The 17,946-nt window shown below is 64.2% G+C and carries 14 protein-coding genes; 5 read left to right on the top strand and 9 right to left on the bottom strand.

The features are described from left to right. Positions 1-19 precede the first annotated feature (19 nt). Positions 20-1,288, bottom strand: coding sequence for an NAD(P)/FAD-dependent oxidoreductase (locus PBR20603_RS00815; RefSeq protein ID WP_174977736.1), 1,269 nt, complete (start codon positions 1,286-1,288; stop codon positions 20-22). Positions 1,289-1,373: 85 nt separating this feature from the next. Further along, positions 1,374-2,207, bottom strand: coding sequence for an aldo/keto reductase (locus tag PBR20603_RS00810; protein ID WP_150557662.1), 834 nt, complete (start codon positions 2,205-2,207; stop codon positions 1,374-1,376). A gap of 588 nt (positions 2,208-2,795) precedes the next feature. Between PBR20603_RS00810 and PBR20603_RS00805 the strand changes: the two genes are divergently transcribed. Further along, positions 2,796-3,368 carry a cytochrome b gene (locus tag PBR20603_RS00805; protein WP_150557661.1) on the top strand — a complete coding sequence of 191 codons (573 nt, stop codon included), beginning with the start codon at positions 2,796-2,798 and terminating at the stop codon, positions 3,366-3,368. A gap of 88 nt (positions 3,369-3,456) precedes the next feature. Here PBR20603_RS00805 and PBR20603_RS00800 read toward each other — a convergent pair whose 3' ends face one another. The 7 genes from PBR20603_RS00800 to PBR20603_RS00770 all read right to left on the bottom strand — a co-directional run bounded on the left by PBR20603_RS00800 (position 3,457) and on the right by PBR20603_RS00770 (position 12,133). Further along, positions 3,457-5,724 (bottom strand): TonB-dependent receptor family protein, encoded by a 2,268-nt coding sequence (locus PBR20603_RS00800; RefSeq protein ID WP_246174306.1) that lies wholly within the window; start codon positions 5,722-5,724, stop codon positions 3,457-3,459. A 323-nt stretch (positions 5,725-6,047) separates the two neighbouring features. Next, on the bottom strand, positions 6,048-6,545 hold the full coding sequence (locus PBR20603_RS00795; protein WP_150557660.1) for a DUF2946 family protein: 498 nt from the start codon (positions 6,543-6,545) through the stop codon (positions 6,048-6,050). Between the two features lie 181 nt (positions 6,546-6,726). Beyond that, positions 6,727-7,446 (bottom strand): OmpW/AlkL family protein, encoded by a 720-nt coding sequence (locus PBR20603_RS00790; RefSeq protein ID WP_150557659.1) that lies wholly within the window; start codon positions 7,444-7,446, stop codon positions 6,727-6,729. A 130-nt stretch (positions 7,447-7,576) separates the two neighbouring features. Next, positions 7,577-8,215 carry a LutC/YkgG family protein gene (locus tag PBR20603_RS00785; protein WP_150557658.1) on the bottom strand — a complete coding sequence of 213 codons (639 nt, stop codon included), beginning with the start codon at positions 8,213-8,215 and terminating at the stop codon, positions 7,577-7,579. Continuing rightward, positions 8,212-9,621 carry a lactate utilization protein B gene (locus tag PBR20603_RS00780; protein ID WP_150557657.1) on the bottom strand — a complete coding sequence of 470 codons (1,410 nt, stop codon included), beginning with the start codon at positions 9,619-9,621 and terminating at the stop codon, positions 8,212-8,214. The genes PBR20603_RS00785 and PBR20603_RS00780 overlap by 4 nt, the downstream gene beginning before the upstream one ends. Next, positions 9,618-10,400, bottom strand: a complete 783-nt coding sequence (locus tag PBR20603_RS00775) for a (Fe-S)-binding protein (RefSeq protein ID WP_150557656.1) — start codon at positions 10,398-10,400, stop codon at positions 9,618-9,620. Before PBR20603_RS00775 ends, PBR20603_RS00780 begins: the two co-directional genes overlap by 4 nt. A 32-nt stretch (positions 10,401-10,432) precedes the next feature. Beyond that, positions 10,433-12,133: a lactate permease LctP family transporter gene (locus PBR20603_RS00770; RefSeq protein WP_150557655.1), complete on the bottom strand. Its 1,701-nt coding sequence runs from the start codon at positions 12,131-12,133 to the stop codon at positions 10,433-10,435. Positions 12,134-12,444: 311 nt separating this feature from the next. On the opposite strand from PBR20603_RS00770, the gene PBR20603_RS00765 reads away from it, so the two are divergent. The 4 genes from PBR20603_RS00765 to PBR20603_RS00750 all read left to right on the top strand — a co-directional run bounded on the left by PBR20603_RS00765 (position 12,445) and on the right by PBR20603_RS00750 (position 17,889). Further along, positions 12,445-13,188 carry a FadR/GntR family transcriptional regulator gene (locus tag PBR20603_RS00765; RefSeq protein WP_425495776.1) on the top strand — a complete coding sequence of 248 codons (744 nt, stop codon included), beginning with the start codon at positions 12,445-12,447 and terminating at the stop codon, positions 13,186-13,188. Positions 13,189-13,246: 58 nt separating this feature from the next. Further along, on the top strand, positions 13,247-15,808 hold the full coding sequence (locus PBR20603_RS00760) for a penicillin-binding protein 1A (protein ID WP_425495781.1): 2,562 nt from the start codon (positions 13,247-13,249) through the stop codon (positions 15,806-15,808). A gap of 158 nt (positions 15,809-15,966) precedes the next feature. After that, positions 15,967-16,878 carry a LysR family transcriptional regulator gene (locus PBR20603_RS00755; protein WP_150557653.1) on the top strand — a complete coding sequence of 304 codons (912 nt, stop codon included), beginning with the start codon at positions 15,967-15,969 and terminating at the stop codon, positions 16,876-16,878. Between the two features lie 147 nt (positions 16,879-17,025). Beyond that, entirely contained in the window at positions 17,026-17,889 is an 864-nt protein-coding gene (locus PBR20603_RS00750) for a class I SAM-dependent methyltransferase (RefSeq protein WP_150557652.1), read from the top strand. Positions 17,890-17,946 lie beyond the last annotated feature (57 nt).

Here is a 17,946-nt window from a genome sequence, read left to right as displayed (position 1 = left end):
CCTGCGCGTCGCCGGCGCGTCAGCGAAAGCGTCCGATGGAGAACGGTGAGAGGTCGATGAGGGGCCGTTCGCCGGCGACGAGTGCCGCAATGATGCGTCCCGTTGATGCTGCGGCAGTCAGACCGACGTGACCGTGGCCGAACGCATAGAACGCATTCGGCACTTTCGACGCGGCACCCAGCACCGGTAGCGAGTCGGGCGTGCTGGGGCGGAATCCCTGCCAGCGCGCACCGTCGACCGATTGCGTCGACTTCGTGCCTTGCACGGCGCCCGGAAACATCTTGTGCAACTGCCCCAGCAGCAGATCGGCTCGCCGCCAGTTCGGCGGCGCCTGCAAGCCGGCTAACTCGACCGTGCCCGCACCGCGAAGGCGACCGTTCATTGGTGTGGCGAACAGCTTGCCCTCGGCCCACATGACGGGGCGTGAGGGCATTTCGTCAGGCGTCGGAATTTCCACGTGATAGCCGCGCTCGGTGTCGAAGACGATGCTATCGCCCAACTGGCGCACGAACGGTGCGGACCAGGCCCCCGCCGCAATGACCACCGCACTTGCGGCTTCACGCCCTTTCTCGGTATGCACGGCCACGGCCTGCGTGTCATTGGTCTCGATGGCCGTGGCAGCCGCATCGACAACACGGCCACCCCGTGCGATCACCTGCGCGGTCAGACGTGCCAACAGCGCGCCCGGATCCAGGGTATGACCCGTCTCGCTGATGTATCGCGCACCGACGAAGTCATGCGATAGCGTCGGCTCGAACTCACGAAGCGCAGCCGCGTCGAGCGTCTCGATGCGCACACCGTTGTCGCGGCGAAGCGCCATTCCGCCTTCGTCCCCCGCCATACCGTTCTGGCTGGAGTAAGCGATGAGATAGCCGCGACGTGAGACCAGATCGTTCGCGTTCGCATCGTCGAGCAGGGGTTGATAGGCGTCGAGCGCGGGGCCGAGTAGCGCGCGCAACGCATGCGCCTGCGCGGCAACACGAGCGGGCTGGCTCGCCGCGACGAAGCGCATCAGCCACGGCACCATGCGCGGGAGATAGCGCCACCGCAACACCAGCGGACCATCCGGTTGCATCAGCCAGCCGGGTACCTGCCACAGCACACCGGGCATCGCGATCGGGACGACCGACGAGCCATTGATGCAGCCCGCATTGCCGAGCGATGCCGCCTGACGCGCCGACTGCCGGTCGACGATCACGACCGAATAGCCGGCACGTTGAAGATAAGCGGCGGTACACACGCCGACCAAACCGCCCCCGATAACGACGACGGGACGCGAATCGTTCATGAAGCCGTCCTGCAAAAACATGAAAGCGCCTAGTGTACTTCGTCGGATGCGTACGACCGAGCGCCTTCAAAATTCATGAACGCTCTCAGATCATCTCCAGCGGACGTTTGCGCGAAGGTGGCTCGAAATGATGATCGAGCAGCGCAAGTTCTTCCGCGCTCAGATTAATGTCGTGGGCGGCGCGGTTGGCACGCACGTGTGCCTCGGTGCTCGCCTTGGGAATCGCGATGACGCCCGGCCGGTGCAGCACCCAGGCCAGTGCGATCTGCAATGGCTCGACGTGGTGCGCACGGGCAATTTCGCCCAGTACGCCCACGGTCCGCAGCCGCCCCTGTTCGATGGGCGAATACGCCATCATCGGCATACCGCGTTCGGCAAGCCAGGGCGCGAGATCATATTCGGAGCGGCGTCGTGACAGGTTGTACAACACCTGGTCGGTTGCGCACGCGTTGCCACCGGGAGCATCGAACAAGGCTTCCAAGTCGTCCACATCGAAGTTGCTCACCCCCCAATGCCGGATCTTGCCCGCCTGACGCAAGGCTTCGAAGCCAGCAATCGTTTCCTCGAGCGGTACGTCGCCACGCCAGTGCAGCAGATATAGATCGAGGCGATCGGTGCCCAGGCGCTTCAGACTGCGCTCGCAGGCGGCGATCACGCCACGCTGCGAGGCGTTGTGCGGGTAGACCTTGCTCACGAGAAACACCTCGTCGCGCAGCCCGTCGAGCGCTTCCCCCACGAGGCGCTCGGTTGCGCCTTCGCCATACATTTCGGCCGTATCGACCAGCGTCATGCCCAGCGAGACACCGAGGCGCAACGCATCGATTTCCTCGCGCCGCCGCTCTGGCTTCTCGCCCATCATCCACGTGCCCTGGCCAAGCACAGGCACGGTTTCGCCTCCGGGAAATGAGATGTCTCGCATCGTCTGTCCTCCGTGATTTTGGTCATCATTATCGGCCCGCCGGTCGAGCAATGACCAGCGCAGTGAGGGCTTCACGCAACACTTCGCGGCGTCGTCCTATCTTTTGAACCGGATTCGTCCTAAGCATGGCTCGGAGATGCCCGCTATTGCATTCGTGCGCCGATTCTCTCGGATAGTTCACACATCTTTGGCCGCACTGCCACGATAAGCTGATCTCACCGATGCACACGGCGAATGTTGCTCCGCAGCGAGACGGCTCGGTGATGGCTCCGGCTGTGTGCATCGGGCCTGAGCAAAGGAGGGAGGCATTTGTGGTGGTGCGAACGCAAAAAAAAGAAAGCCCCGCAAGCGGGGCTTAAAGGCCGACCAGGCAACAGTCGGCCAAGGAGGTTCATCGGGAGGGCGCGGGCCGGGCACCGGCGTGCGCTTCAGACGTATTGTCGGCACAGTAGAGCCGTCCGTGGCGAGGAGGAATCCGAATGCCGGGAGAAGATTTGAAGTGACAACTGTGACGATTGGCGACCTTTTCGCGTAACAGGACGGACGCCATAATGGCGTCATCCCCATAACAGAACAGGAATCCCCGAGATGGATAACGCGATCAAGTTCCGTTCGCGCGGCTCGCAACGCTTGCCGGCCGGGCGTTACGCGCCGCCTGCAATCTTCTTTCACTGGGCGGTGGCATTGCTGATTGCGATTGCCTATGCGGCGGTGATCACGAAGGGATATCTGCCGAAAGGCAGCGTAGAGCGTGCGTCGTCCATGACGATTCACGAGTGGGCTGGGGTCGCGGTGCTGGTGCTGGCAGTACCGCGTCTGCTCTGGCGATGGATCAAGGGGGCGCCTGGGGCGCTACCCGGTCAGGGCTGGCTGGTGCGGGCGTTGTCGGCCGCCGTGCATTTGCTGCTCTATGTGTTTCTGTTTGCGCAGCCGGTGCTGGGGTATCTCGCGCTCAATGCCGGGGGGCATGTGCTCACCATTCCAGGGCTGGATATTGCGCTGCCGCAATTCATTGGAAAAGACGTTGAAGTCCGCCGGTCGATCAAGGAGATTCACGAGACGCTTGGCAATGCGTTCTATTGGGTGATCGGCCTACATGCACTGGCGGCGCTGTGGCACCACTACTTCCGTCGTGACGAGACGCTGCGGCGCATGCTCTGAACGCGTTTTGCCTTATCGCGAGGCGTTTGTCAGGTGCGCGACGCCTTTTCATGCGCCGCGCACGCCGAATGAGTCAGCCCGATGAGAATCAGAACGCGAAGCGCACGCCCGCGAATACGCTGCGCCCGTCGCCCGGATAGAACACAGCGGTATTGGCCGTGCGGGCATCGGTCACCGTGCTGAAGTCGGTGACGTAGCGCTTGCCGGTCAGATTGCGGGCATCGAGATAGAACGTCACGCCGCGCTGAATCAGATACGACGCTTGTACGCCGAGTAGCGTGTAGCCGGGCACGCGCATGGTGTTGGCATAGTCGACCCAGGCGCCGGTCGGCACCCAATCGAGCGATGCCGAAATCTGGAAGCGGTTCGACCAAGCGTAGCCGAGCGTCGTGCGCAGCACATTCGTTGGCACTCCGGCGATGCGGTTGTTGCCGTACTGCGGGTCGTCGCGGAAGCGGAAATCGCTGTAGTTCCAGATTTGCGACAGCGTGATTCGATCCCCGGTCGCGACCACGTCCTTGAACAGGTCCACTGCAGCGCCGACTTCCAGGCCTTGCAGCACGGTCTTGTTCGCGTTGAAGGTTGACGCGGGGATATCGGGCGACGTTGTGTATTGCAGTAACTGATCGCGCACCAGCGAACGATACGCTGTCACGTCCCATGCCACTCGGTCGAGTTTGCCGCGCGTGCCGGCTTCAATCGTCCAGGCGTGTTGCGATGCCAGCGGAACGAAGCGAGAGGTGGCGCCAAACGTCTGCGAGAGATCGGTGAAGTCGGGCACGTCGGCGCTGCGCGTTACGTCGATAAAGGCCTGCACGTCCTTGCGCGGCTCCCACAACAGACCGATCTTCGGATTGACGCCCGAATATGCGGCGCTCGTTGAACGGTAGTTGGTGTCGCCCGCTAGTCCACCGTAGTCGATGTATTGGCGAACGTCGCGGTAGGCCTTGGCGCCGATCATCAGACCGACCGTGGGCAGGAAGAACAACCGGTTCTCGAAATACGCCTCGTAGTTGTAGGCGCTTTGACGGGAGTCGAGTGTTTGCGTGCCGCGATTGCCATTTACGTTGACGTACTGCTCGGCTCGCGTGTTTCCGCCAAAGAAGCGTGCGCCGACGATGAGGTCGTTGCGCATGCCGGCCAGCGTCAGGTTGGCCGTGTAGCGTGGCGCGACACCATAGGTCCAGCCATCCTGATCGATGACCTGGAAGATCGGGTGGTACAGGCTCTTGTGAATGACCCACGACGCGATGTCGAGCTGGCCGGTGGCGAAGCGAATGGTTGTCAGGTTGCCGAGTCGTTCGGTGCGTGTGTTGCGCGCCTGATCGCCGGAGACAGCGGAGGCGGCGGCTTTCGTCGGATTGTTGAGCGCGTCGAACAGCGAGAGCGTGCCGGGCAGCTTCTGGTCGACGATGTAGGCGCCGAAGAAGAAGCGGGTTTCAACGTTCGGCGAGAACCTGTAGCCGATGTTGGCGTTGATTTGCGCGTAATTGCCCTTGTCGTGGTCGCGATAGCCGTTGGAGCGATTGAGGGTGACGGTGGCGAGCGCGTCCAGCGGGCCGAAGATACGCGACATCTGGCCGCTGGCGCGCACCGTGCCGAAGCTGCCGCCTTCGAGGCGGAACTGGTTGGGCGCGTCCGCCGTATAGGCCGTCGGCGTGACAAAGTTCAGGGCACCGCCAAGCGTGGTCGAGCCGTAAGTGAGGCCGTTACCGCCCTTATAAATCTCGGTCGAGCGCAAACCCATGGGGTCGATCTGGTAGTAGTCGCCACTGCCATCGGCCGAGTTGGTCGGAATGCCATCCTGAAGGATTTCGAGTCCGCGAACGTGATACCCGCGAGCGATCCCGGAGCCGCGAATCGACACACGCAGTTCCTGGCCGTAACGGTTCTGCACGTAGACACCCGGGGTGTCTTTGAGGATGTCGCGCAGATTGAAGGCGTAGGTGTTCTGGTAGGCGCCGGCGTCGACAAAGCCGACGGAGCCTGCGGTCTGGAACAGGTTGGCTTTTTGTTCGTCCACGCTCGGCGACGTGAGCGACTCCGCCGGTGCGGTCACGGTCGTGAGCGGCAGCGTGGCCGAAGGTGCATCCGGCGCGGCGGGTGCCTGCGGGACGGCCACCTGAGCGAGGGACAGCGTGGGCGCGAGCGTCGCGGATTGTGCGCCCGGCGTCGATGACGCGGCTTGGGCGTCCGGGTGGTTGCCGGTGTGGGTTGCCGCGTGCGTTGCTTCGATCGCAATGCTCTGGCCGGTTTGTGCCGAGTCGTTAGTGAGTGCGTGCGCGGCGCTGCCCAGCGAGGCGAGGGCAAGCGCAATGGCCGTTTGCAACGGCTTCTGTGTCATGGGACGTGACATGAGAGTCTCTCTCGCGACCGCGTGGCGGCCGCCTGATGATCGTGTGGTACCGAACGTGTGCCGGGCACCGCCGCGACGGGTGCGAATGGCAACGACTCACGCGTCGCCGTGGCACTCGCCGTGGCACTCGACGTGATATCGCGCAGACGCGGATGACGCGTGCGACAGCGTGACTCCCCCGCGAAGCGGGCGGCGCTGACAGCACGGATCAAACGAGCCACGCGGACGACGTGTTCACAGCGAGTACCGCTAGCGACAGGACGTGCTAACGAAGCTCGACGCGTTCGGCAAGGCCTCCCGGTATCGGCCGGAAGTCGCAGAAATCAGACGGAGAAATCGGGCGGTGCGCGCGCGAGGGCGGCAGAGAAGCGGGGGCGGGGGTGGTACGGCACCAGCACGCGCGGGGCGGCGGCGACGCCAGCCTGCGCGGCGGGCGGGAGGGACAGAAAATCGGTGGTGACGAGCGGCTGGTGGGCCCAAAGCGTGCAGTAGCCACACTTCTCCCAATGGTCGGCCGAGGCGAGCGAGTGGTCTGCGCCGCCGTGGCTGCTGTGCAGGCCCGTGGCCTGCGACGGTACGGGCGGTGCTTGTGCGTCGTCGTGACCAGAGTGTCCGTCGTGGGCGGCCTCACGCCGGGCGTCGGCACGCGGCGTGGTGCTCGTGCCGAGTGCGGCCTGCGAGCCCTGTACCGTGCAGTAGACCGCGAACGGGTCTTGCTGCGTGGCCGCACGCCATTGCGCAATCGCCGGCATGAGCGCTGCCAGCAGGATCGCCAATAAGGCGATCCCGATTGCGACGCGATGCTGACGGAGCTTGCGCATGCCTGGGCTGGATGACGAAATGGGAAAAAATCAGGGAACCAGGCATTGTAGGTGTTGTCGCCAAGCGGCGTAAATGCTTTGCGTTCTCATGTAGGGAATGCGCGACAATTTGCCGCATCGGGCGTCCGGACAGAAGCAGGAACGCCACAGCCCCTCTGCGTGTGGCGCTCCCCGCCGGATATCAGAACTTCACGCCCACACCGACGCCGACGATCAGAGGATCGATGTGCAGCGTGCCGAGGTCGGTACCTGCGAGCGAGGTATCCGTCTTCATCCAGACTTTCTTGATGTCGATGTTGAAGAACATATTCTTGGTCATCTGAATGTCCACACCGGCTTGCAGTGCCGGACCGACGCTGTGGTTCTTGATTGAAATCGGCGTGCCGCCTGCGTTCAGGCTGCTGTTCCAGAAGCGCGTGTAGTTGATACCCGCGCCCACATACGGACGCACCTTGCCGGCATGGTTGAAGTGGTATTGCAGCAGCAGCGTCGGCGGCAGCACGTTCACGCCGCCCATTTGTCCGAGGTTCGACGTGAGTTGATGACGCGACATGCCGAGAATGAGCTCGACGCCGACGTTATCGAGAATCATGTAGGTGAAGTCGAGTTCCGGCACGATCGCATTGTTCACGGTCACGCCCAGCGTCGGCAGCACACTGCCGCTCGCATGGGAGTCCGGCATGATGCCGATGGCCCGTACGCGCGCGAGGATGTCGCCGGCATAGATGCCTTGCGAGCTGTCCTTGATGAAGCCGAAGGTTTTCTCCGACGCGGGAGCTGTCTTATCTGCGGCCTGTGATGAGGCTTGCGGGTTGTCTTGTGCCGAGGCGGATGCGCTGAAGAAGGTGGCGCCGGTAACGAGCGCGGCTGCGATGGCCGCGGCGCTGAGGGAGTGCTTCATGATGATGTCCAAAGTCGTGAGTGAGCACGACCGATGGTAGAAGCAGGTCCCTGCAGTGAAATTGATGCGGGTCAAGCGCAGGATAACGTGCGCGCGTTGTGCGACAAACTGTCGCGCGGTGGTGGGGTTTTCACGACGAACCGTCGCGAGGGAGCAACACGACCGTGAGCGAGCGCACACCCTGGGCGCCCTGAATCAGCACGCCTTCGATGTCGGCCGTTGCCGACGGGCCTGTGACGAGCACCGCGTAGCGTGCCGACGCGAAGTCGGGCAGGCGATAAGCATCCTGCAAACCGTCGACGATGTCGCGCGGATCGAGCAGCACCACGAGATGCTGCACGAGATAGCCGAGCGCGTTGATGCCGTACTCTTGCTCGGAGAGCCAGATGGACCCCGTCTCGGCGACGCCGAAGCGTGCGCGCACGATACCGACCTCGACGTCGTGCAGCGACGCCGGTACACGCAAGACATCGAGCGGTTGTGCCGATGCGGCTTCCGGTGTCGCTGTCACCGGCACCACACCGGGGAAACGTTCGGCGAGCCAGGCGGCTAACGCTTGCGCGTTGTCGAGCGTCGCGAGTTTGCCGCCCATGGCGACGAGGTGGCTGCCAAACCGCTCGCACCGGTCGCCGGCAGGTGTCTCGAAGACGGGCAGCACCGGCAACGGAAACCGCTCAAGCGCGCCTTCGGCCGGGTGCCCGTCGTCGCGCAGCGCCACGCGTTGTGCGGCGCGTACGCGCACGAGAAATTCTTCGCGGGAAGTGCTCATGATCGGTCCTTGCGTTCAGCGTCGTGCGACGCCCGGTTGGCCTCATACCAGTCACGGAATGTCTGCTTCGGAGCATCGGGAAGGTCGCGCCCCTTGCCCCAGGTGTTGAGCGGGTTGTAGAGCACCATATTGGGCAGACGATGCAACGCGGTGTTCATCGATTTGACCGACGTGCGATACAGCGCCGGGTTGGCGAGCAACTTCCCGGCCACCTTGATCAGGCTGCGTTTGACGCGCGGCAGCTCGCCTTCCTCGGCCACGATCTGGCGCCACTTGTACAACTGCTCGTGAATGTTGATGCGAACGGGGCAGACGTTGGTGCAACTGCCGTTCATGGTCGAGGCGAACGGCAGCGCGCTGTAGCGCTTGAGGTCGTAGGCCGGATTGAGGATGGCGCCGATCGGACCGGCGTAGGTGCTGCCATACGACAGGCCGCTGCTGCGCCGGTAGACCGGACACGTATTCATGCAAGCGCCGCAGCGGATGCACTTGAGCGAGTACCAGAAGTCGTCCATGGCCAGACGTGCCGAACGGCCATTGTCGACGATGACGAAGTGCATCTGCGTGCCGGGGCGCGGCGCGCGAAAGTGCGATGTGTACTGCGTGATCGGCGACCCAAGCGCGCTGCGCGACAACAGGCGCACGAATACCCCGAGATCGGCGACGCGCGGAATCAGCTTCTCGATACCGATGGACACAATGTGCACCGGCGGCACGTTGGCGGACAAGTCGGCATTGCCTTCGTTGGTGCACACGACAACCATGCCCGTTTCCGCGACGGCAAAGTTGCATCCGGTCATGCCCGCGCCCGCTTCGAGAAATGCCGGCCGCGTGGTTTGACGCTGACTCTCGGCCAGATAGTGCACGTCGTCGTTGCTCGGATCGGTGCCGAGCGTGCGGCTGAACAATTGCGCGACGTCACCCCGCAGTTTGTGCACGGCGGGCACCACCACATGCGACGGCGGCTGGTTGTCGAGTTGCTGGATACGTTCGCCGAGATCGGTTTCCATCACGGAGATGCCACGCGGCTCGAGATACTCGCGAAGCTCGCATTCGTCGGTGAGCATCGACTTGCTTTTGACAAGGGTTTTGACCTCGTTCGCGGCGAGAATGCCATGGACGATGCTATTGTGCGCGGCAGCGTCGAGGGCCCAGTGGACTTTCACGCCGTTCGCTTCGGCCTGCGTGGTGAACTGATCGAGGTAGTCGCCAAGCCGCGACAGTGTGTGCTCCTTGATTTGCGACGCGAGCGTGCGCAGCGTTTCCCACTCGCCAATGGACGCCGCCTGCGCATCGCGCTTCATCCGCAGGTCCCAGAGGCGTTTGTCGTGAAACGCCACGTGTTCCGTCTTCGCGAGAAACGCCTCGGCGTTCTTCGCGTGATCGACGCGCTGCCCCGCGCTCATGCCGTCACCTCGCCGTGCGTTGCGGGCGACAGCGCACCGACATCCACGCCATTGAGGACCTGCGCGATATGCAGGAAGCGCATGGGTGTCTGCGTGCGTGCCGCACACCCTTTCTGGTGCATCAGGCACGACATGTCGGCCGAGACGATGCACTGCGCGCCGGCTTCGAGATGGTCCCGCACCTTGTCCTGTCCCATTCTCACCGACACTGCCTGTTCCGACACCGAGAAGGTGCCGCCGAACCCGCAGCATTCGTCGGGACGGCGCGGGGCGGCGAAGCGAATGCCGCGCACGCCTTCGAGCAGTGTGCGGGCTTTCGACCACGGCTCACCGGGAATCTCGCTGGCCGACGCCGCATGCAGATGGCGGATGGCGCTGCAACTGTTGTGCAGGCCGACCGTGAGCGGAAAGCTGGCCCACGGAAAGTCGCGCACCTTCAGCACGTCGTGAAGGAACTCGGTGAGTTCGTAAGTGTTGGCACGAACGGCGGCCACCCGTTCGGACTCGCCTGCTGCCGTCAGATGCTTGCGCACGTGATGCACGCAGCTCGACGAGGGCGACACGATGTACTCGTAACCGGCGAAATTGTCGATGAAGAGCGCCTCGGTGCCGGCGGCATCGGCTTCGCAGCCGTTGTTCGCCAACGGTTGCCCGCAGCACGTTTGACGACGCGGGTAATCGACCGTCACGCCGAGTTTCTCGAGCAGTTCCAGGGTGGCGATGCCCACTTCGGGAAACAGTGCATCGATGAAACAAGGGACGAACAGGGCCGCTTTCATGGGATTCTCCGACAAGGGGGACAACGACAGACTCAATGCACCAGCATCCCCGTGAGCCAGTACGCCTGCACCAGGGTGATCAGGCCCGCGAGTACGACGAACATCAGGCTGTGCCACACGGTGAAGCGGAAGAGATCGGCTTCCTTGCCGATGAGGCCGGTGGCTGCGCAAGCCACGGCAATCGACTGCGGGGAAATCATTTTTCCGGTCACGCCGCCGGTCGTGTTCGCGGCGACGAGCAGCGTGTTCGACACGCCGATCTGTTGTGCCGTGGTGCTTTGCAGACCGGAGAAGAGCGCGTTGGACGACGTGTCGGAGCCTGTCAGGAACACGCCCAGCCAGCCGAGCAGCGGCGAGAAGAATGGGAATGCCGAGCCGGTGTGGGCGAGCAACAGCGCGAGCGTGGTCGACATGCCCGAATAGTTCATGACGAACGCGAACGCCAGCACGAGGCCGATAGCCAGCACCGGCTTGCGCAGTTCCGCAACCGTCTCGAAGAAGCTCTTCACGCCGTCGACTGGCTTCATGCGAAGCAGGGCCATCGAGAGCAACGCCGCGATGAAGATCGCCGTGCCGGTGGCCGAGAGGGCGTCCCACTTGAAGATGGCGTCCATCGGCGCCGGCGTGGCGACGATCGGCGCGGCTTTCGCCACGAGACGGTCGAGTCCCGGCACGTGCAGCGAGGGCACCGTCCACGCGAGCGGGCCGGTCTTCGCGAATAGCGCCTTGAAACCCGGCAGGCTCCAGATCGTGACCATGCCGGTGAGGATCAGGAACGGCGACCACGCGCGCAGGATCTGGCCGGCCGTGTAGGGCGAGGACTGGGTGCCGCGCGTCGACCCGCCGCCGCCCAGTCCGCCGAGCACAGCGGCGCCGCCCGAAGTCGTCACACTCGCACGACCCAGTGCCGCCGCAGTCTTCGGCTGCCAGACCTTCAGGAAGCTGGCCAGACACACCAGCGAGAACAGCGACGAGATGATGTCCGGCAGTTCCGGTCCGATATGGTTCGACGAGAAGTACTGTGCGACGGCGAAGCTGCCGCCGGCGACGAGTGCGGCAGGCCAGGTCTCCTTGACGCCACGCTTGCCATCCATGATGAACACCAGCCAGAACGGCACGAAGGCCGAGAGCAGCGGCAACTGACGCCCGGCCATCGCCCCGATATGGAACGGATCGATGCCGCTCACCTGACCGGCCACGATGATCGGAATGCCCATCGCGCCGAAGGCGACGGGGGCGGTGTTGGCGATCAGGCAAAGCCCTGCCGCGTAGAGCGGCTGGAATCCGAGTCCCACGAGCAAGGCGGCGGTGATGGCGACCGGTGCGCCGAAGCCTGCAGCACCTTCGAGAAATGCGCCGAACGAGAAGCCGATCAGCAGCATCTGCAGACGCTGGTCGTCGGTGAGCGACACCACCGAACTGCGAATGATGTCGAACTGCCCCGTCTTGACGACCACACGATAGAGAAACACCGCCGTGATGATGATCCAGGCGATCGGCCACAGGCCGTAAGCGAAGCCGTAGACCGCCGAGATGGCCGCCATCTTCGCGGGCATGCCGAAGTAGGCGACGGCGATCCCCAGCGAAAGCGCGACGGTCAGCGCGCCTGCCGCATGCGCCTTCATGCGCAACCCGGCCAGCGCCACAAAGAATACGACAATCGGTAGCGCGGCCATGAGTGCCGCAATCCATAGCGTGCCACCCGGCACGTAGTTCTGTACCCACACTTCCACTGACGTCTCCTCGATTTGGTGATCGATTGCTTTAAGGCCGGTTCAGGCCGTATTGCCGTGCATGCTGCCGCGTTCGATGCGGGTGGCACGACGGTTCGCGCGGACATGTCGCCCGGCTGCCGCGATGATCGACACCAGAGAATCGTTCGGGCAAACTGGTCGTACCAGTTGCTGTGATTGACGCCGGACAGCGCAGAATCGCGGCAGACCCTGAACATGCGTCAACGCCGCACGCGCGGGCGCCGAAAGGGCGGTGCGGCGCCATTCGATTGCCGCTTTGGCGCGATTTGCGTGCGTGCGGCTCAGCGCGCATGCCACATGCGGCAGGAGACATCACCTTGAGCGGTCCCAATCTGACAGAGCGCATTACGCGCGAACTCGAAACCCGTTTGATCGAAGGCGCGTGGTCGCCAGGGGAGCGCATTCCTTCCGAGCGCGCGCTGGCGGCGTCACTGGGCGTGGCGCGCTCGACGGTCCGCGCGGCGCTTCAACGCCTCGTCGCCCGCGGGCTGCTCAAGGCGCGCGCCGCCTCGGGCGTGTATGTGTCGGATCGTTTGCAGACGGGGTTGATTTCCCCGTGGCGGCAATTGGTGAGCGACCATCCAGAGCTTCGTCCCGACATGTTGGAGTTTCGTTTGATGCTGGAGGGCACTACCGCCTATTTGGCGGCCGTGCGCGCGACTGAAGACGACCTTGCCCGCCTGGGCGAGCTGGTCGATGGGCTGGTTCGCGCGCACAGGCGAGGCGATACCGTGCTCGAGTCGCGGCTCGACGGCGACTTTCACACGGCGCTCGCGAACGCGTCGCACAACGCCATGCTCCGGCACCTGCAAGGCAGCGTTGTCAAGATGCTCTACGAGCACATCTCGCTGAACAACGCGGGGCTGTTCGAGTTGCGCGAACAGGCATCGGAAACCATCCTCGCGCAGCATCTCGCGCTTTGGGAGGCCATTCGCACCCGCCAGCCGGAGGAGGCGCGGCGCATCATGCGCGAGCACATCGTCTTCGTGTGGCGCAAGCTGGAGCCCGACTCGCCGGTGCCGATCATGCCATGAGCTTGCCCGAGGCCCCTGCCGGTTTTGGTAGGATGCGGACTTTGCCACGCTTTCCCCCATCGTGAAGCGCCCGATTTCGTCGCTGTTGCATGCCGCCGCTCAAGCCGGCCGGCATGGTCTCCGTCTCCTGCAACCGCTGCAGCCGTATGCGGCGCGCGCGTGGTATCACCTGCGCCATCCAACGCGCCGTGGCGTGCTCATCGCAATCGCGGCCTTGCCATGCCTGCTCGTTGTCTACACGCTGATTCTGATTCCGTTCACACCGGGAATTCGCGACATCCGGCGGGCGAAGGTCGACCAACCGGCGCAAGTGTTGTCGGTGGATGGCAAGCTGCTTGCTGAATTCCGGCCGTCAAACCGCGAGTGGGTGGCGTTGAAGGATGTGTCGCCAAACGTCGTCAAGGCGCTGGTGGCGACGGAGGATCACCGCTTCTACGAGCACCACGGCATCGACCTGAAGCGCACGGCATCGGCGGCGCTGCACACGTTCTCCGGCGACCGGCAGGGCGGCTCAACCATCACGCAGCAGCTCGCGCGCAATCTGTATCCCGACGGCATCGGCCGCGCGCCCACACTCACACGCAAGCTCAAGGAAGCGATTACCGCACTCAAGATCGAAGCGCTTTACACGAAGCCCGAGATTCTCGAGACCTATCTGAACACGGTACCGTTCCTGTACAACGCGTATGGCATCGAGATGGCCGCGCGCACGTACTTCGACAAGTCGGCCGATCAGCTCGACGTGGTCGAAGCCGCCACGCTCGTCGGCATGCTCAAGGGCAACAGCTATTACAACCCGGTGATCAACCCCGAGCGCGCATTGCAGCGTCGCAACACCGTGCTCGCGCAGATGGTCAAGTTCGGGGATCTGGACGCGTCGAAGCTCGCGGCGTTGCAGAAGCGCCCGTTGCGCATCAACTTCGAGCGGCAGACCGAGGCGCCTGGGCCGGCGCCGCACTTCGCGCAGCAACTGCGCAAATGGCTGATCGGTTGGGCGGACCGCAACGACTACAACATCTACTCCGATGGCCTCGTCGTCCATACCACCATCGACTCGCGTTTGCAGACGATGGCGACGCAGGCACTGACGCGTCAGGCCAATCAGTTGCAAGGCATTGCCGACGCTAACTGGTCGGCACGCGGCGGCTGGCGTGACAGCACGGGGCTGGTGCAGTCGTTCGTGCGCGAGTCGGCGGAATATCGCAACGCGGTCGCGGCAGGCGAAGCGCCCGAGGCTGCCATGAAGCGCCTGCTGGCCGACAAGACTTTCATGCAGAATCTGCGCGCGACGAAGACCCGCGTGCAGGCCGGCTTCCTGGCCATCGATCCGCGCACGGGGGAAATTCGCGCATGGGTCGGCAGCCGCGACTTCACGATCGATCCGTTCGATCACGTCCAGCAAGCGCGCCGTCAGCCGGGCTCGACCTTCAAGCCGTTTGTCTATGGCGCGGCCTTCGTCAAGGGCAGAAAGCCTGACGACACGATCATCGATCAGGCCGTCGAGATCCCGCTGGCCGGCGGTGAGATATGGCGCCCGAGCGACGACACTGCGCCGACCAACAAACCCATGATGCTGCGCGATGCTCTGGCGCAATCGCGCAACACCGTCACGGCACAACTGATGCAGGACGTCGGACCAGCGCGTGTGGTCGGATTGGCCCGGGCGATGGGCGTGCGCGAGAGCAAACTCGATCCGGTGCCGTCGCTGGCGTTGGGCACGAGCCCCGTTTCCCTCAAGGAAATGGTGGCCGCGTACAGCACCATCGCTGACGGCGGCGAGTACCGTGAGCCGACGATGGTCACAGAAATCACGAACAGCGAGGGCGACGTGCTGGCGACGTTCTCACCCGCCCGCCCCGAACGGGCGCTCTCCGAGAACGACGACTACACGTTGCTCGACACGATGCGCGGCGTCATCAATCGCGGCACGGGCAATGCGATTCGTACACGCTTCGGCATTCGTGCCGACGTGGCAGGCAAGACGGGCACGACGCAGGACAATGCCGACGGTTGGTTCATCCTGATGCAACCGCAGTTGGTGGCGGGAGCGTGGGTCGGCTTCAACGACAGCCGCATCACGCTGCGCAGCGATTATTGGGGACAGGGCGCGCATAGCGCTTTGCCGATCGTCGGCGATGTGTTCTCGCGGGCGTTGCGCGCCAGGGTGATCGACGCGAATGCGAAGTTCGAAACACCCGACAACCATCATTGGTACAGCGACTGGTGGACGCGTGCCTCGGACTGGGTGGCAGGGCTTTTCGCGAAGAAGGCGGAGCCGGAACCCAAGCCGAAGGCACCGTCGAAGCGCCCGGCAGCGCCGGCGGCGGCATCGGCACCGCCGGTCTCGACGCCCGATGCGGCGAGCGACGGCGGACCGTTGCCGGTGCCGGTGGCGTCTGCAGTGCTGGCGCAACCGGAATACGCAGTGCCCGCGAGCGCGCCGCGCGGCACCACGATTCCGGGCGTGCCGGGCGAGTGGAACGGGCCGGGGGGGGCGTCGCCGAATGGTGCGGTGTCCCCGTCCTCATCAGGCGCCGGTGCGTCGTCTGCACAGCCGGTGACGCCCGCCGTTGCGCCACCCGCGACGCCCCATTCCGCCTCACCCGCAGCGGCGCAATAAGCGGCCGTCGGTGAGGGGAGCCGCCCGGTGTCCACCGGGCGGAATTGCCATAACAGATATGCAACATTTTCATGACTGACCGGTCATGGCTTGCGCTATATTCATCAAGATATAGCGGTGGCGATGCGTCTGCCGCAACACTGCAGAGGACGCCAGCCATGTTCATTCGGCAGTTGAGTTATCTCGTGGCGCTTTCACAGGCGCAGCACTTTCGTCGCGCGGCGGCGATGTGCAACGTGTCGCAGCCTACGCTATCCGGTGCGATCCGCAGTATCGAAGAAGAGTTCGGCCTGCCGATCGTGCGGCGCGGACGCCGCTTCGAGGGCTTCACTCCGGAAGGGGAGCGCGTGCTTGCGTGGGCGCGGCAGGTACTGGCCGATTGTGAGGGCTTGCGACAGGAGGCGAGTGCGAGTCGTCGCGAAGTCTCCGGTTGCCTGCGCCTCGGCGCAATTCCCACGGCGCTGCCCCTCGTGCCGCAGCTCACCGACGCCTGCCTGCGCGACTTCCCCGGCATGCGTCACGAGATCTACACGCTCTGCGCAACGCAGGCGCTGCGTCAGCTTGCCGAACTCGATCTGGATGTCGGCTTGAGCTATCTCGACGATCCCCGTTTGCGCGAATTCGAAACCATCCCGCTGTTCCGTGAACGATACGTGCTGATCGCGCGTGACGAAACTGCACTGGCCGGACGCACGTCGTTGTCGTGGCACGAGGCGGCGAAGCTGCCACTGTGTCTGCTCACGGGTAACATGCAATGCCGTCAGGGAATCGACGCGGCGCTCGCGCGGGCGGGCACGTCTGCGTCGCCGCGTGTGGAGACGGATTCGCTCATGGCGCTGTATGCGCATGTGCGCTGCGCGGGACTCTTCAGCATCGTGCCGCACAGCGTGCTGTGTCTCGAGGAGATGCGCGACGAACTGCATGCCGTGCCGTTGCGGCCCGCGCTGCATCGCGAGATCGGTCTGATTTTGCGCGATCGGCAGCCGCGTGCGCCGTTGCTCGACGCCGCCGTCGCTTCGTTCCGGTCGGTCGATTTGCAGAGGAGGCTGGACGCCTTGTTGCCCGTGTAACCACGCTGAGGCGGCGGTGCGCTCAAAAATCGCTTGACCTGAAGTCGACTTGAATTGGCAGACTGCCATGACATGCGCCAAGCCGGGCGGATCGCGGGACATCATGGGGATCGACTGACGTCCATTCGGCACGCGCTTTTACGAGGTATGCCAATGACTGCATCCATCAATCACGCTCAGGCCGAGCTGTGGAACGGGGGCTCGGGTAGCGCCTGGGTAGACAACCGGGTTACGCTCGATCAGATGTTTGTGCCCCTTGCACGATTTCTCGTCGACCGCGCCCGCGAGACGGCGCAGCACTTGCCATCGGGACGATTGCTGGATGTCGGCTGCGGTACCGGCGGCACGACGCTCGCCCTCGCCACCGCGCTTGGCGGCCAGTGGCAACTCACCGGCGCCGACATTTCCGCACCGATGATCGCTGTCGCCCGCTCACGCGCAGCGCATGCGCGGGCCGCGGTTGAATTCATCGGCACTGATGTGCAGACCCACGCGTTCTCGCCGTCGCGCTTCGACCTCATCGTCTCGCGACTAGGTGTGATGTTCTTCGACGACCCGGTCGCCGCGTTTGCCAACCTGCGGGCAGCGGCGCGACCCGGCGCGGCGTTGCATGCGCTCGCATGGCGCTGTCCCGCCGAGAATCCGTTCATGACCGTTGCCGAACGTACGGCCGCGCCGCTGCTCGCCGGTCTGCCGCCGCGTGTGCCGGGGGCGCCGGGGCAATTCGGTTTCGCGGATCGGGCGCATGTGACAAACGTATTGACAGCCAGTGGCTGGGAGGACGTCGCACTCACGGCCGTGCATTTCGAATGCGCGTTTGCGCAAGCCGATCTGCGTGAGTATGCGTCGCGTCTGGGTCCTGCCGGATTGGCCCTCGCGCGGATGGCGCCGCACGAGCGCGCGCCCGTGGTCGATGCGCTCGTTGACGCTTACGCGCCGTTCGTGCACAACGGCGAAGTGCGCTTTACTTCCGCGTGCTGGCACATCGCTGCCCGCGCCCCCAGCATCTGAGGCGTCACCCGGTGAGTTGATAGGTCTCGCCGATCAACCGATCGGCCGGAACGATTT

Origin of the sequence: Pandoraea bronchicola (genome assembly GCF_902459805.1) — a bacterium.
GTDB classification, from domain to species: Bacteria; Pseudomonadota; Gammaproteobacteria; order Burkholderiales; family Burkholderiaceae; genus Pandoraea; species Pandoraea bronchicola.
The sequence above is the reverse complement of the archived record's forward strand: the minus strand, read 5'-3'. Positions and strand labels throughout refer to the sequence as shown.